Genomic DNA, 16,210 nt, shown 5'->3' on the forward strand with positions numbered 1-16,210 from the left:
AGATCACACGCGCCTCGCGGCGACCGCCCCCGTGTACGTCTCCGTCGTCAGGTCCTCCGAGGCGATCCCCAACTCGCCGAGCACCGAACGCACATCGTCCAGTGCCGATCCCAACTCCCCCTCCTCGACGAGCGTTTCCACCTCCAGAAACGTCCCGTCGAGCTCCGGCACCTCCACCAGCGTCGCGAGCAACTGTCGTCCGTACGCCGTGAGTTCATAGTTCCGGCAGTGCTTCTCGAAGGCGATCCGTACGGTGTACCCGAGCCCTCGCAGGATCGCGTGCGCCGCGTCCGCGTCCGCCACGGCCGTCTCGTACTCCGGCTTGGAACCGGACGCCTCGTCCAGCGCGGCTCCCTTCCAGGTGAGGACCGTACGGGTGCCGTCCGCCCCCTCGACCGTACGGATCCGCAACTCCTCGTCCCGCTCCCCCAACTCCCCGTTCCCCCGGTCGTAGTACGTGTCCCGGTACACCTCGCCCCGGGCCTCGGCACGCTCACCGAGCACCCGAGCCACCGCCTCCGGCACCCGCACCCGAGCCTTCAACTCCGCCTCAACCGGCATCCGCCGCTCCCCTCGCCACCGGGCTGGACCCGTTCGCCACTGCTCAGCCGCCGCCGGGCTTCCTCTCCTCGCCGGTGCGGTGCGTCGTCTCGGACATGTTCCCAGCGTGTCAGAAGCGCCGATCGTGGGTGGCCGGGCGGGGGTTAGTTCTTGGTGGTTGGGCTGAGGTAGAGGACTCGTACCCCTTGGGTGCGGTTGACGCCCAGGTGGTAGTCGAGGGGGCCGTGGGTTGTTGTGTGGCCGGGGCCCTTGCTGGGGCGGTCGATGTGGGACGTGAGCCAGTGGCGTACGGGGGCGGGGGCGTTTGTCGCCGCCTTCGCGCAGGCGAGGAGGAAGCGGGTCGCCTGGGGCACGTCCTTGCCGAATGCCTGGCAGGCCAGGGAGGTCAGGGTTCCGCCGGTGGACTTCGTCTCCACTACGCCGATGTGGAGGTTCTTGGGGCCCTTGCCTTCGCCCATGCGGCGTTCCGTGCCGGGGAGGTCGCGGTAGGTCAGGTGCCAGTCGGTGGCGAGGGCCTTTTCGAAGGGGGCCGAGGCCAGGGTGGCGGCGGGTTTCGCGTCGGCCTGAGGGGTGGGCGTGCAGGCCGTTGCGGCCAGGGCCAGGGGGGTGAGGAGGGCGAGGGCGCGGCGGGGGGTCGGCATGGTCGGAGTCAAGCTTCGGGGGGTGCGGGGTCTCCTGCGACACGGTGATCATGGAGGCCGGACGGGGGATAAATCGCATCTACATGATCAAGTGATGTCGGATTGTGTGAATAGGGGCCGTGCTGACATCCCGTCACTTCCTCTCCCCAGGGAAGGTCATGTACGCGACGCTCACCAGAGGTCCCGGCCGTCTGCTCACCGCCCTCGTTGTGCTGTTCCTCGGCATCGGGGCGGCTCCCGCACTCGGCGAGCCGACGTTCTCGCTGCGCGATCAGCTCGGCGGGGGAGCGCCGGTACTGCTCGCGGACTGGGGTGCCGGGGCGGGGGCGCTGGGGGACACCTTGAGCGACGGCTCCGGGTATCGGGTGAGCTTCACGCCGGGGGAGGCTACGGAGGAGGCGGGGGCTGAGCAGCGTACGGCGCCTCGGCCCCGTAAAGAGTCTCAACCTCGTTGGCGTACCGTCGAGTTGGCTCGTGATGTCGCCGGGCGGTCCGGTGCGTACGGCGTGCGGTTGCCCGCCGCGCCTGCCGGGCGGCCGTACACCGTGACCGTGCGGCTGCCGGAGGCTCGCGCCTCGTGGGTGTCCGTGCTCGGGGACGGGGCCGACGGGGTGTTCGCGGACGGGGCTCGGCGGGTCAACCGGTTCGACCGGCGGGAGCGTGGCGCGGACCTGGTGTTCGCGGCGCCGGTGGACGAGATGCGGTTGACCGTCTCCGAGGGGGCGCCTGCGGGGCTGGTGCTGGCGGGACCGTTCGGGAGCGAACCGAAGGCGCCGGATGCGGCGGAGCCTGCGGATGAGGCGGAGAAGGGCGAGAAGGCGGAGGCTTCGAAGGCGCCTGGCTCTTCGGAGACGTCCGGTCCCGACAAGGCTTCCGGTCCTGCCGAGGCTTCCGGTGCCGCTGAGACTCCTGGTCCCGACAAGGCGTCCGGTCCCGACAAGGCCACCGGCGCCCCCAAGCCAGACACCTCCGGCGCCCCCAAGCCCCGTACAGAGCCGGGCGCAGCCCCCCGTGGCAACTCCCCCGCCCGCCGCGCAGCGAACTGCACCCCCTCCTCCGCTTTCACCAACTGCACCCTCTACAGCTACACCGGCGCCGACCAGACCTTTACCGTCCCGGCCGGGATCAGCAGCGTGAACGTCCAGCTGTGGGGCGGCGGCGGTGGCGGCGACAACGCGCAGTACTACACGGCCCAGAAGGGCGGCGGCGGTGGCGGCTACACCACCGGCACGCTCGCGGTCACGGCCGGCCAGCAGCTCACGGTGATGTCGGGCCAGGGCGGCCTGGTCAACTCCACGACCGGTACGTACGGGGGCGGCGGCGCGGGCGGCGCCAGCAACAGGACCATCGCGCAGGGCGGCAGCGGCGGCGGCATGTCCGCGCTGTGGACCGGCGCCAGCTTCGGCACACCGCTGCTGATCGCGGGCGGTGGCGGCGGGGCCTCGCCCGGCTCCGACACCCTGAGCCCCTCGGCGGGCGGTGGTGGTGGGAGCAGCGGTGGCGGGGACGGCGTGACCTCGGCCTCGGGCCAGGGCGGTACGCAGAGCGCGGGCGGCGCGGCGGGCACGAACGGCTCGCAGTGTGCCGCGTCCAGCAACACGGCGGGCCAGAAGTGGTACGGCGGCAACGGCTTCAACGCCTTCACGAACCGCAACGGCGAGGGCGGCGGCGGTGGTGGCGGCGGCTACTACGGCGGTGGCGGCGGCGCCTGTCAGAACTCCTTCCCGACGAACAACCCGAACGGCCCCGGCGGCGGCGGTTCCGGCTACATCGGCGGCGCGGGCGTGTCCGGCGCCTCGACGACGGCCGGTGCCAACGCCCCGGCCAACAACCAGGGCGGCAACGCGGCCGGCACCTCGTCCGCGCAGTACCCCTCGGGCGTCGGCACGGGCGGCAGCGACTCGCAGGCGGGCGGCAACGGCGCCGTCGTCATCCAGTGGCTGACCCAGACCAGCCTGAGCGTCACGAAGACGGCCACCCCGAACCCGTACACCCCGGGCAACAGGGTCACGTACCAGATCACCGTCTCCAACGCCGGCCCCGCCCCGGCCCCGAACGCGGCCATCACCGACACCGTCCCCTCGGGCCTGACCGGCGTGACCTGGACCTGCGGCGCCTCGGCGGGCGCGAGCTGCGGCAGCTCCTCGGGCAGCGGCAACAGCATCAGTACGACGGCGACGATCCCGGCGAACGGCCGCGTCATCTACACCGTCACCGGCACCACCGCGTCCTCGGCCACCGCGACCCTCACCAACACGGCGACCGTCACCCCGCCGTCCGGCGTCCGGGACACGACGTGCGGTACGGGGTGCAGCGCCACGGCGACGACACCCGCCCAGGCGTCGGCCGACCTGTCGGCGGCGAAGCAGGCCAGCACGGCGAACGTCTCCCCCGGGCAGACGTACACCTACACGCTGACCGCCTCCAACGCGGGCCCCTCGGACGCGCAGAGCGTCTCCATGACGGACACGCTGCCGAACAACGTGACGTTCCGGTCAGGCAGCGGGTGCACGGCGTCGGGGCAGAACGTGACGTGCGGACCGGTGGCTACGGTGGCTTCGGGGGCCTCGACCTCCTGGACGATCACCGTCCTGCTGGCCTCGTCGTACAAGGGGAACGGGTCCGACATCGGCAACACGGCCACCGTGTCGTCATCGACTTCTGACCCCAACTCCAGTAACAACAGCGGGAGTTCTGGTCCACCGCCGATCGTCCCGCAGTCCGACTTCGACGTCACGAGCAGCACGGCCGGTGGCCCGGTCGCGCCCGGGTCGACGACCACGATCCCGGTCGTCGTGAAGAACAACGGCCCGGCGGACGCGCAGGGGAACGTCACGGTGGCGGTCAACCTGCCGTCGGGGGTGACGGCTTCGGGGACGCAGCCGTCGGGGTGTACGGCCAACTCGGCGGGTACGACGGTGACTTGTACGGTCCCGGCGGCCTCGCTGGCGAGCGGTCAGTCCGTGAACCTGCCGATCGGCGTGCTGGTCTCACCGAGTGCCGCCCCCAACAGCACGCTCACGCAGCCGGGCGGCATCACGGTCTCCGGGCCCAACGACAACGTCTCGTCCAACAACCAGGCGGACGCGGTCGTCCGGACGTCCGGCGCCACCAACGACCTCGCGGTGACCAAGTCGGCGAGCCCGACGTCCGTCAACTACGGCTCCACCACGGTGTTCACGGTCACGGTCACGAACAACGGGCCGAGCGCCGCGACCGGAGTACAGGTCACGGACCAACTCCCCAGCGGGCTTACGTACGTGAGTGATGACGCGAACGGCGCCTACAACTCCGGCACCGGGGTGTGGACGGTCGGCGCGCTGGCGAACGGGGCCAGCGCGACGCTTCACATCACCGCGCGGATGACGAGTACGTCGGCCCAGACCAACACCGTCTCCCAGGCGACGTCCAACGGCACCGACCCCACCCCGTGCTCCAACTGCGCCTCGGCGACGGTGACTCCGGTCGCCGCCGACCTCGCCACGACCAAGTCGGCGACGGGGACGCCGGTCGCGCCGGGGCAGACGTTCCAGTACCAGATCACGGTGACGAACAACGGGCCGAGCGCGGCGGCGAACGTCTCGGTGACGGACACCCTGCCGTCCCAACTGGCCTTCGTCTCCTCGTCGTCGGGGTGCACGGCGTCGGGGCAGAGCGTGACGTGTCCGCAGATCGCGTCGCTGGCGAACGGGTCGAGTCAGACGTTCACGATCACCGCGCGGGTGGATCCGTCCTACACGGGGAACGGCTCGGACATCGCTAACACGGCTTCTGCGGGGTCCAGTACGCCGGATCCGACGCCGGGGAACAACACGTCGCCGCCGTCGTCGCCGCAGGTGTCGGGGGTGCAGACGGGGCTGTCGATCACGAAGACGGGTTCCTCCACGTCGTACCAGCCGGGGCAGACCTTCTCGTACACGGTGACGGTCTCCAACTCCGGTCCCTCGACGGCTGCTGGGCCGTCTGTCGCGGACACGTTGCCGAGCGGGTTCTCGAACTTCTCGTGGAACTGCGCTGCCTCCAACGGGAGTTCGTGTGGTGCGGCTTCGGGGTCCGGCAACATCAGTGACGCGCCGACGATCCTGCCGAGCGGGACGATCACTTACACGATCAGCGGTACGGTGCCGGCGGCTACCTCCGGGAACCAGACCAACAACGCGACGGTGACCGCCGCGAGCGGGACGACCGACAGCAACTGCAAGTCGACGTGCACGGCTTCGGTGGTCACCAACGGGCCGAGTGTGCAGATCAGCAAGACGTCGACGCCGGCGCCCGCGAAGCCCGGGCAGACGGTCACCTACACGGTCACGCTGAAGAACAACGGTGGCGGGGACGCCACGAACTTCTCCTACAGCGACAACCTGAGCGACGTCGTGGACGACGCGACCTTCAACTCCAGCTCGATCAGCACCTCGCCGTCGAGCGCGGGCAACGGGACGTACAACTCGTCCAACACCACGCTGACGTGGACGGGGACGGTGCCCGCCGGGGGCACGGTGACGGTGACCTACCAGGCGACCGTGAACAACCCGCCCGGCGGGAACCAGGTCCTGAACAACGCGGTCACCGCGCCCGGGACGAACTGCGCCGCCGGGTCGAAGGACGCGAACTGCTCCGACGACAACGGGGGCGGGATCCCACGGCTCAGCATCAGCAAGACGAGCAACGCGAGCGGGACCGTGAAGCCGGGGCAGAAGGTCGTCTACACGGTGACCTTGACGAACCCGGGGACGGCGACCTACACGGGCGGTGCGTTCACCGATGATCTGACGGACGTCATCGACGACGCGGCCTACAACAACGACGCTTCCGCTTCGGTCGGTTCGGTGTCGTACACCGCGCCGAACGTGACGTGGAACGGGACGCTGGCGGCGGGAGCCTCCGCGACGGTCACCTACAGCGCGACCGTGGACAACCCGGACACGTCCGGCAACCAGAAGCTGGTCAACCAGGTCACCTCGTCCTCGGACACCAACTGCCCGTCGGGTGGGTCGAGTTCCTCGTGCACGACGACGAACTCGGTGGCCGCGCTGAAGATCGCGAAGACGGTGTCGGACGCGAATCCGAAGCCCGGGGAGAAGGTGACGTACACGGTCACCGTGCAGAACACGGGGGCGGCGACGTACGCGGGGGCTACCTGGTCCGATGATCTGTCCGACGTCATCGACGACGCGGCTTACGGCAACGATGCCTCGGCGACGGCTGGTTCGGTTTCTTGGGCGTCCCCCAAGCTGACCTGGACCGGCGATGTGGCGGCGGGCACGACCGTCACCATCACCTACTCGGCCACGGTGAACAACCCGGACACCGGCAACGGGCAGATGGTCAACGCCGTCACCGGACCGGCGGACTCCAACTGCCCGCCGGGGAACACGAGTTCCGCGTGCTCGACCGGTAACCAGCCCGGCAACGGCATCCCGCAGCTGAAGATCACCAAGACGCAGAACCCGACGGCACCGGCGGCCGGGCAGACGATCACGTACACGGTGATCGCGCAGAACACCGGCACGGCCGTCTACACCGGGGCCACCTGGTCGGACGACCTGTCCTCGCTGACCGATGACGGCACGTACAACAACGACGCCAAGGCCAGCGCGGGGACGGTCAGTTACAGCGCTCCCACCCTGTCCTGGACCGGTGACCTCCAGCCGGGCACCCGGTCGACGACCACCTACACGGTCACCCTCGGCAACCCGGACCCCGGTGACAAGCAGCTCACCAACCTGGTCACGTCGACCTCGGACACCAACTGTGGCTCTGGTTCGACCAGTTCGGAGTGCGGCAACCAATCCCCCGTCCCCGTCAAGCAGTTGACGATGAAGAAGTCCGCGTCGACGACGACCCCGAAGCCGGGTGACAAGGTGACGTACACGGTCACCGTGCAGAACTCCGGAACGGCGGCCTACCCGGGCGCGACGTTCAACGACGACCTGACGGCTCTGCTGGACGACGCGGCTTACAACAACGACGCGAATGCCACCTCTGGCAGCGTGAGTTACTCCTCCCCCACCGTCTCCTGGACGGGTGACCTGGCCGTCGGGGCGACCGCGACCATCACCTACAGCGTCACCATCGACGCCCCGGACAACGGGGACCAGGTCCTCACGAACACGCTGGTCAGCACGTCGGCCGGATCCAACTGCAGGTCCGGTTCGACCGACCCGAACTGCACCGCCGGGCCGTACGACGTGCCGTCCGTGCAGATCACCAAGACCGTCTCCCCGGCGAAGCCGCTGCCCGGCGACACCATCACGTACACCGTGAGCCTGGTGAACACCGGCTCCAGCGACTACGACGGCGCCTCCTTCACCGACGACCTGACGAACGTCCTCGACGACGCGACCTGGCTCGACCAGACGACCCCGGCGGACGGTTCGGTGACGTACGCGTCACCCAAGCTGTCCTGGACCGGTGACGTGCCGGTCGGGCAGACGCAGACGGTGACGTACGCGGTGAAGCTGAACGACCCGACGACCGGGGACGGCAAGGTCACCAACTCCGTTGTGGGCCCCGCTGGTTCCAACTGTGCGCCGGGTTCCACCGACAACCGCTGCACCGCCGCCATCGACGGTCTGCCCGAGCTGCACATCAGCAAGTCCGTCTCGCCGGTGAACCCGGTGGCGGGGCAGAAGGCGACGTACACGGTGACCGTGCAGAACACCGGGTCGGCTACCTATACGGGGGCCAGCTGGTCGGACGATCTGACGAGTGTGCTGGACGACGCGGCTTACAACAACGACGCGTCGGCGACGGCCGGTTCGGTTTCCTGGGCCTCTCCCAAGCTGAGCTGGACCGGAGACGTGACCGCCGGCGCGTCGGCGACGATCACCTACAGCGTGACCGTCGACTACCCCGACACCGGGGACCAGCGGTTGAACAACACGGTCACCGGGCCGCAGGGATCCAACTGCATGTCCGGTTCGACGGACACTGATTGCGGAAGCTCCTCCGGTGTGGGCCAGCTGAAGCTCTCCAAGAGCTACACGCCGCAGGCGGCCGTACCGGGCTCGAAGGTCACGTACACGGTGACCGTCCAGAACACCGGCACCGGGACCTACCCGGACGCCACCTGGTCCGACGACCTCACCGGGGTCCTGGACGACGCCGCCTACGACAACGACGCCTCGGCCGACTCCGGTTCCACGTCCTGGGCGTCCCCGCAGCTGACCTGGAGCGGCGACCTCGCCGCCGGGCAGACGGCGACGATCACCTACAGCGTCACCGTGAACGACCCCGACACCGGGGACAAGCAGCTCGCCAACACGGTGACCGGGCCCGCCGGTTCCAACTGCGCGGCCGGTTCGACCGATCCGGCTTGCGCGCCGAGCCCGGCGGGCGTACCGACGTTGAGCATCGCCAAGTCGGCGTCCAGCAGCACGCCCACACCGGGGACGAAGGTCACGTACACGGTCACCGTCCAGAACACGGGGACGGCGACGTACGCGGGTGCCACCTGGTCGGACGATCTGACCGACGTCCTCGATGATGCTGCTTACGGCAACGACGCCTCGGCGACGGCTGGTTCGGTGTCGTACGCCTCCCCCAAGGTCTCCTGGACCGGGGACGTGGCGGCGGGTGCGACCGTCACCATCACCTACTCGGCGACCGTGAACACGCCGGACACCGGCAACGGGAAGCTGGTCAACTCCGTTGTGGGGCCCGCCGGTTCGAACTGTGAGGCGGGGAAGCAGGACGCCTCCTGCTCGACCGGTGACCAACCCGGCAACGGCATCCCGCAATTGGCGCTGAGCAAGACGTCGAGCCCGGCGAACCCGGTGCCGGGGACGAAGGTCACGTACACGGTGACCGCTCGCAACACGGGGACGGCGACGTACTCGGGCGCCACCTTCACGGACGACCTGACCGACGTCATCGATGACGCGGCGTACGGCAACGACGCGTCGGCGACGGCCGGTTCGGTGTCCTGGGCGTCCCCCAAGGTGTCGTGGACCGGCGATCTCGCGGCGGGCGCGTCCGCGACCGTCACCTACTCCGCGACCGTCGACAACCCCGACACCGGCAACAAGACGCTCACCAACTCGGTTGTGGGGCCGACCGGTTCGAACTGTGCGCAGGGTGCGCAGGCCGCCGCCTGCTCGACCAGCACCGGGTCTCCGCAGCTCACGCTGAACAAGACCTACACGCCGAGCAACCCGCTCCCCGGGGACAAGGTGACGTACACGGTCACCGCGCGGAACACGGGGACGGCTACCTACCCGGGCGCCACCTGGTCCGACGACCTGACCGGGGTCCTCGACGACGCGACGTACAACGCTGACGCCAACGCCTCGATCGGGACGGTCAGTTACGCGTCGCCCAAGCTGTCCTGGACCGGCGATGTTCCAGCCGGCCAGACGGCGACGGTCACCTACAGCGTGACGGTGAACGACCCCGACACCGGGGACAAGCAGCTCTCCAACACGGTGACCGGCACCCCCGACGCGACCTGCGCGACCTGCACACCGCCCCCGGTCGGCGTGCCCCAGCTCGCCATCGCCAAGTCGGCCTCGGACAACACGCCCAAGCAGGGCGAGAAGGTGACGTACACGGTCACCGTGCAGAACACGGGGGCGGCGACGTACACGGGTGCCACCTGGTCGGACGATCTGTCCGGTGTCCTCGATGATGCGGCGTACGGCAACGACGCGTCGGCGACGGCCGGTTCGGTGTCCTGGGCGTCCCCCAAGGTGTCCTGGACCGGGGACGTGGCGGCGGGTGCGACCGTCACCATCACCTACTCCGTGACCGTGGACAACCCCGACACCGGGGACATGAAGCTCGCCAACTCCGTTGTCGGGCCCCAGGGTTCGAACTGTGAGGCGGGGAAGCAGGACGCCTCCTGCTCGACCGGTGACCAACCCGGCAACGGGATCCCGGTGCTGAAGCTGAAGAAGACGGTCAGCGCCGCGACGACCGCGCCCGGTTCGACGGTGACGTACACGATCACCGCGCAGAACACGGGGACCGCGACCTACACGGGCGCTCAGTGGTCCGACGATCTGTCCGGAGTCCTCGACGACGCGACCTACAACAACGACGCCGACGCCTCGTCGGGCACGGCTTCGTACGCGTCGCCGAACCTGACCTGGACCGGGGACGTCCCGGCCGGGCAGACCGTCACGACCACCTACACCGTCACCATCAACAGCCCCTCCACCAGCACCCAGGACCTCACCAACACGGTGACCTCCTCACCCGACACCAACTGCCCGTCCGGCACGGCCAATTCGGACTGCACCGCGTCGGTCGGCATCCCGCAGGTGTCCATCACCAAGACGGCGTCCACCACCAGCCCGATGCCGGGGCAGAAGGTGACGTACACAGTCACCGTCCAGAACACCGGCACGGTCGTCTACCCCGGCGCCACCTTCACCGACGATCTGACCGACGCCATCGACGACTCGGCGTACGACAACGACGCCAACGCGACGATCGGCACGGCGAGTTGGGCCTCGCCCGAGCTGACCTGGACCGGGGACGTGCCGGTCGGGCAGACCGCGACCGTGACGTACAGCGTGACGGTGGACTCGGATCCGGCCTCGATGGGCAACGGCGTCCTGAAGAACGCGGTCACCTCCACCGGGCCCGGGACCAACTGCACGACGGCCGCTGTGCCCGGGTGTTCCACGACGTCCAGCCAGGTGCCGACGCTCCGGATCAGCAAGACGCAGACCACGACGGTGGTGTTGCCCGGGGGCACGGTCTCCTACCAGATCACGATCACGAACCCCACGGCCTCCGACTACCCGAACGCGGCCTACACCGACGATCTGACGGGTGTCCTGGACGACGCTTCCTACAACGACGACGCCGACGCGACCTCGGGGACGGCGAGTTGGGCCTCGCCCAAGCTGACCTGGTCCGGTGACGTCCCTGGCGGGCAGACGGTCACGCTCACCTACAGCGTCACGGTGAACACCGTTGACACCGGGGACGGCAAGCTCGCCAACACGGTCGTGGCGAACGTTCCCGGCTCCAACTGCCCTGCGGGTTCGACCGATTCGGACTGCACGACCGGTGGGAACAACACCGGTGGTCTGATCCCGCACCTGAAGATCGTCAAGACCGTCGACAACACCGACCCCCTGCCGGGTGACCTGCTGAACTACACGGTCACGGTCACGAACGACAGCCTCGCCGCCTACCCGGGCGCGACCTTCACCGACCAGGTGACGCAGGGGTCCGGGCTGATCAACCAGCAGGCGGTGACGCCTCCGACGGCCACTTCGGGGACCATCAGCGACCGGTCCGGGTTCACGTACACGTGGACCGGTGACATGGCGGCCGGGGCCTCGGCCTCCGTGACGTACACCTACATGGCGAACGCGGTACCGGGTTCCGGGAACCGGCAGATCGTCAACCAGATCACCAACGCCAGTGCCAACACGACGTGTTACGGCAACGGGGCGGACGCCGGTTACCCGACGGGGTGCGGCGCGACCGTGGTGGCTCCGCTGTACGACTTCGGCGAGGCGCCCAACTCGTACGGGACGACGACGTCCGCGAACGGGCCGTACCACGTCATCGTCCCCGGGCTGGGGCTCGGAGACGGGCCCGTGGCCGGGCTGAACGGCATCCCGAACGGGCCCCGGCTCAGCCGGACGACCGGACGAGGGCCGACGTCGATCCCGACGGCTTACTCCTCCCAGCGGGGGTACGCGACTCAGGTCGAGCTGACCAACACCACGGGTTCTCCTGTGCTGTTGGCCGCCTGGCTCGACTACGACTTCGACGGGGTCTTCTCGCCGGGTGAGCGGATCACCCGGGCGATCGGGAACAACGCGACCACCGCCAGCCTGAGTTGGCCTTCCGCCTCGTTCGCCAAGGCCGGGACCACGTACATGCGGCTTCGGTTGTACGGCGAGCAGGTGCCCGCGGGGCGTGATCCGCAGGTACCGGTCGGGGAGACTCTGGTCAAGGTCGGCGGCAAGCTGCGGTCGGTGCCCTTCCAGAAGGCCGCGCCTCCGTCCGACCCGAAACCCACCGGGTACGGCGGTGCCGGGCAGGTCGAGGACTTCAAGATCCCGGTGGTTCAGGGGACCTTGAAGGTGGCGATCACCTCCGACAACGCGCATCCCAAGCCGGGGGACAAGGTGACGTACACGATCACCGTGTGCAGTCCGAGCGGGACGCCGTACACGGGGGCCACCGCCTCGGCCGATCTGACGCAGGCGTTGAAGTACGCGACGTACAACAACGACGCCGCTGCTTCTGCCGGGAGCGTGAAGTACTCCGGCGGCAAGGTCAGTTGGAAGGGGACCGCGTCCGGGGACTGTGCGCATCCGACGAAGATCACGTTCTCGGTGACGTACAGGGCCGTGCCGCCCGGGACTTCCGTGGACGTTCCCGTCACGGGTGGGCCGTCCGGGTCCAACTGCCCTGCGGGCTCGAAGGATCCGGTGTGCAACGCGGTCGTCGAGCCGAAGACGCCGGTCAAGCCGCTGCCCGACACGGGCGGCAGCCGGGGGATGTCCCCGCTGTGGGGGCTGGCCGCGCTGGTTCTGCTGGCGGCGGGTCTCCTCCTCCACCTCGTGGTGAGGCGTCACCGGTCCAAGGGGCGTGTGTGATGCGGGCGTTGACCAAGGTCGGGACGGTCCTGCTGGCCGGGTTGGGGCTCCTGATGGTGGACACGGCGGCGAGCGGGCTGCCGGTGTCCCGGGTCGTGGCGCTGTCCGAGAAAGCCGGGCCCGGTACGACCATCCTGCTCATGGGGACCGATGACCGGTCCACGCTCACTCGGGAGGAGCTGCGGAAGTTCCATGCGGGTGGGGAGGCTTGTCACTGCGCGGACACGATGATGCTCGTGCATGTCTCCGCCCGGCAGGATCGGGTCAGCGTGCTGAGTCTGCCCCGGGACTCCCTTGCGCGGGTTCCCGGGCGCGGGGACGCGAAGCTCAACTCGGCTTTCCGGGACGGTGGGCCCGCGTTGGCCGTTCAGACCGTCGAGGAGATGACCGGGGTGCCGGTCGACCGGTATCTCCAGGTCGACTTCCGGCGGTTCGTGGACTCCGTGAACCAGGTGGGCGGGGTGGATGTGTGTACGGCTCGGGGGATGAACGACCCCGGTACCAAGCTGCACTTGGCGCCGGGGACCCATCGGCTCGACGGGGGGCGGTCCCTTCAGTACGTGCGGTCGCGGAAGTTCGACGGCGCCGCCGACATCGGGCGGGTTCAGCGGCAACAGCGGTTCCTGGTGGGGGTGTTGAAGCGGCTTCAGGCCAACCCCGTCGAGCTGCTGGGGCTCAGTCGTACGCTGCTGGGGGCCGTGTCCGTCGATCAGGGGTTCAAGGACGCCGAGTTGGTGTCGTTGGCGAAGGTGCTGGTTCGGCTCGCGCCGTCCGCCACCGAGTTCGCGACGGTTCCCATCGGGGGGTTCGAGGATGTGCCTGGGGTGGGGTCGACGCTGGTCTGGGACCGGGAGCGGGCTGATGAGGTGTTCGCTCGGTTGCGGGAGGATCGTCCGCTGACTCCGGTGGGCTCTGTGCAACGGCCTTCTGAGGTGCCTGAGTTCGGGGCGTATGAGCCGGTGCGGGGGTCGGCGATGGTGTGTGGGTGAGGGGGCGGCTGCTGGTCTGTGCGGCTGGGCTGGTGTGGGGGTTGGGGTCTGGGCATTCATCCCCTGCGGGGATGGCGGCGTTTCGGGGGGACCCTGATTCGGCTGTGGGGCGGCAGGTGGGGGTGGGGTTTCGGGGTGATCCCGGTACGGCTGCGGGGCGGCAGGCGGTGGCGTTCTGGGTCGACGCCGATACGGCTGCTGCCCGGCAGGTGGAGGAGTACCGCAGCGCCGGGCGTCTTGCGGACGCGGCCCGCATCTCGCGCATCTCCCTTCAGCCGCAGGCTACTTGGCTGACCGGGGCCAACCCGGGGGTCGAGGTGCGTCGGCTCACCTCTGCCGCTTTCGCTGTCGGCCGGGTCCCCGTCCTCGTCGCCTATCACATTCCCGACCGGGACTGCGGTGCCTTCTCCGCCGGGGGCGCGGACGACTCACGCGACTACCGCGCCTACATCGACTCCTTCGCCGAGGGCCTGGGCGAACGACCCGCCTGGATCATCCTCGAACCCGACGCCGTTCCCCACGCGCTCGGGGGCTGCTCGGACACGAACCTCAAGGAACGCCTGGGGCTTCTGTCCTACGCCGTGGACCGTCTCAAGTCCCACCCAGGCGTACGGGTCTACCTGGACGCCGGCCACCCGGACTGGATCACCGATCTCCCTTGGCTGGCAAGGACGTTGATCCAGGCGGGGGTGTCACGAGCCGACGGCTTCTCCCTCAACGTCTCCAACTTCCACACGACCCCGGCCGTGCTGACGTACGGGCGGCGTCTGGCCGAGGCGCTGGGCGGGGGCGCCCACTTCGTCATCGACACGAGCCGCAACGGCAACGGGCCCTACGCCGGACCGGACGCGTGGTGCAATCCGCCGGGGCGAGCGCTGGGGGTGACGCCGACTGCGGAGACGGGGGAGGCGGGTGTCGACGCGTACCTGTGGATCAAGCGGCCGGGGGAGTCGGACGGGGCCTGCCGGGGTGGGCCGGGGGCGGGGGTTTGGTGGGGGGAGTATGCGTTGGGGTTGGCGGGGTGAGGGGATCCCCCTCGGCGGGGTGAGGGGAGTTCCGGCGGCGGGGTGAGGGGAGTTCCGGCGGCGGTGTCCCCGATCACTCAAGGCGAGAGGTCCAGGACCCGGACTCCTGCCTGGTCCCACTCCTTCGGTTCGACCGTTGCCACCCGTGCTCCTTCCGGGCGCTCGGGGCTGGGCATGACCACGTGCCGGGTGTGGCACCAACCGATCGACCGGTCCTGGCCCGAGGCGGTGAGGACGGCCGCGAGATCGAGTGGGTGGAAGACCACCTGGTCGAGCATCCCGAGGTGGCCGGCGAGGCCGACACGTACGCGGTCCGCTTCGGCGAGTGCCGCCAGGGCGACGTGGATGCGCCAGGATCCGGTCTCGGCTGCCTGGCGCAGGATGCGTGAGGCCAGGATGTTGCCCGAACCCAGAGCGATCAAGGCGCTGTCGTCGAGGACGACGTCCATGGCAGGGGCAGGGTTCACGCGCCGCCGCCGAGCCGCCGCGCGAGTTCCTTGTCGGCCACGCGGTCCTGCTCCGGGTCAGGGGTGTAGCCGGAGAGGGCGTGCAGGACTTCGAACGTCTTCGCGATCTGCTCGGCCCGTTCGCTCTGGGTGGGGGTGTGGGTGGCGAACTCGCTGACCAGGCCCGCGATCGTGGTGCCCTTCTCGGCGGCCAGGATCGCGAGTCGGTCGCGAATGCTGCTGTCGACCTTGATCGTTGTGTGTGCCATGCCCTGAAGAATGCCTGAGGTATACCCGAGGCGGGGTGCTTTCGGAGTACGGGCGGGGCCGGTTCTCACGCCGTGCGCTGGGCGGCCTCCCTCCGGCGCCGCAGCACCCACCAACCCCCCACCCCAGCCGCCCCGAGCAACCCCGCTGCCCCGGTCAGCCACCCGTACGACGACCCGCCCCCCTCCGCCCCCGGGCGAGCCTCCAGTGCCGCGAAGTCCGAGGCGCAGGTCGTCCCCCGGTCCCCCGCCTTCCCCCGTACGCACACCGTCGTAGACATGGACGACTTCGCCTTGCCGTCCGTCCGTTCCGGCTGGCGTACCTTCACGAACTGGGCTTCCCGTACCGCCTCCGGGCTGCCCGGCATCGCGGTGACGGTGATGCGGGTGTGGCCGTGTGCGGGGACGCGGACCGTCCAGGTCACCTCGTTGCCCGAGGCGCGGCCTGCCGGTGTGGCTGTCACGTACTTCATGCCGCCCGGCATGAGTTGGGTGACGACCGCCGCCGGGTACGGGTGGTCGCCGGGGTTCGTGACGTCGACGGTGTAGTGGACGCGGGTGCCTTCGCGGACGTCCGCGTCGGTGCGGTGGACGGTGACACCGAGTCCGGGGTCGGCGCCGGTGAGGAGGAGGGCGGCGGATGCGGTGAGGGCGAGGGTGTGCACGGGGGCCTCCGGCGGGGCGAGTGAGGGTGGGGGCGGGAGAGAGATTCCGC

General features: G+C 69.6%; 8 protein-coding genes. 3 read left to right on the forward strand and 5 right to left on the reverse strand.

The window, feature by feature from the left end; translation table 11 throughout:
• Positions 1-3: 3 nt before the first annotated feature.
• Positions 4-561 carry a class IV adenylate cyclase gene (cyaB, locus tag ACLZOT_RS19500; protein WP_416970235.1) on the reverse strand — a complete coding sequence of 186 codons (558 nt, stop codon included), beginning with the start codon at positions 559-561 and terminating at the stop codon, positions 4-6.
• Between the two features lie 143 nt (positions 562-704).
• Positions 705-1,202, reverse strand: a complete 498-nt coding sequence (locus ACLZOT_RS19505; protein WP_416970236.1) for a hypothetical protein — start codon at positions 1,200-1,202, stop codon at positions 705-707.
• 158 nt (positions 1,203-1,360) lie between these two features.
• On the opposite strand from ACLZOT_RS19505, the gene ACLZOT_RS19510 reads away from it, so the two are divergent.
• From ACLZOT_RS19510 to ACLZOT_RS19520, 3 genes are all read left to right on the forward strand, one after another.
• The gene (locus tag ACLZOT_RS19510; RefSeq protein WP_416970237.1) at positions 1,361-12,769 is read left to right on the forward strand and encodes an isopeptide-forming domain-containing fimbrial protein; all 11,409 of its coding nucleotides are present in this window, start codon (positions 1,361-1,363) and stop codon (positions 12,767-12,769) included.
• Positions 12,769-13,758 carry an LCP family protein gene (locus ACLZOT_RS19515; RefSeq protein ID WP_416970238.1) on the forward strand — a complete coding sequence of 330 codons (990 nt, stop codon included), beginning with the start codon at positions 12,769-12,771 and terminating at the stop codon, positions 13,756-13,758. The genes ACLZOT_RS19510 and ACLZOT_RS19515 overlap by 1 nt, the downstream gene beginning before the upstream one ends.
• Before the next feature lie 71 nt (positions 13,759-13,829).
• Positions 13,830-14,783, forward strand: a complete 954-nt coding sequence (locus tag ACLZOT_RS19520; protein WP_416970239.1) for a glycoside hydrolase family 6 protein — start codon at positions 13,830-13,832, stop codon at positions 14,781-14,783.
• Positions 14,784-14,860: 77 nt separating this feature from the next.
• Here the strand turns inward: ACLZOT_RS19520 and ACLZOT_RS19525 are convergent, their stop codons facing one another.
• The 3 genes from ACLZOT_RS19525 to ACLZOT_RS19535 form a co-directional block, all read right to left on the reverse strand.
• Entirely contained in the window at positions 14,861-15,232 is a 372-nt protein-coding gene (locus tag ACLZOT_RS19525) for a hypothetical protein (RefSeq protein WP_416970240.1), read from the reverse strand.
• 14 nt (positions 15,233-15,246) lie between these two features.
• Entirely contained in the window at positions 15,247-15,498 is a 252-nt protein-coding gene (locus ACLZOT_RS19530) for a hypothetical protein (RefSeq protein WP_416970241.1), read from the reverse strand.
• A gap of 65 nt (positions 15,499-15,563) precedes the next feature.
• Positions 15,564-16,160 (reverse strand): hypothetical protein, encoded by a 597-nt coding sequence (locus ACLZOT_RS19535; protein ID WP_416970242.1) that lies wholly within the window; start codon positions 16,158-16,160, stop codon positions 15,564-15,566.
• Positions 16,161-16,210: the final 50 nt, after the last annotated feature.

The sequence above is a fragment of the Streptomyces sp. 4F14 genome (assembly GCF_048159485.1).
Classification (GTDB): Bacteria; Actinomycetota; Actinomycetes; order Streptomycetales; family Streptomycetaceae; genus Streptomyces.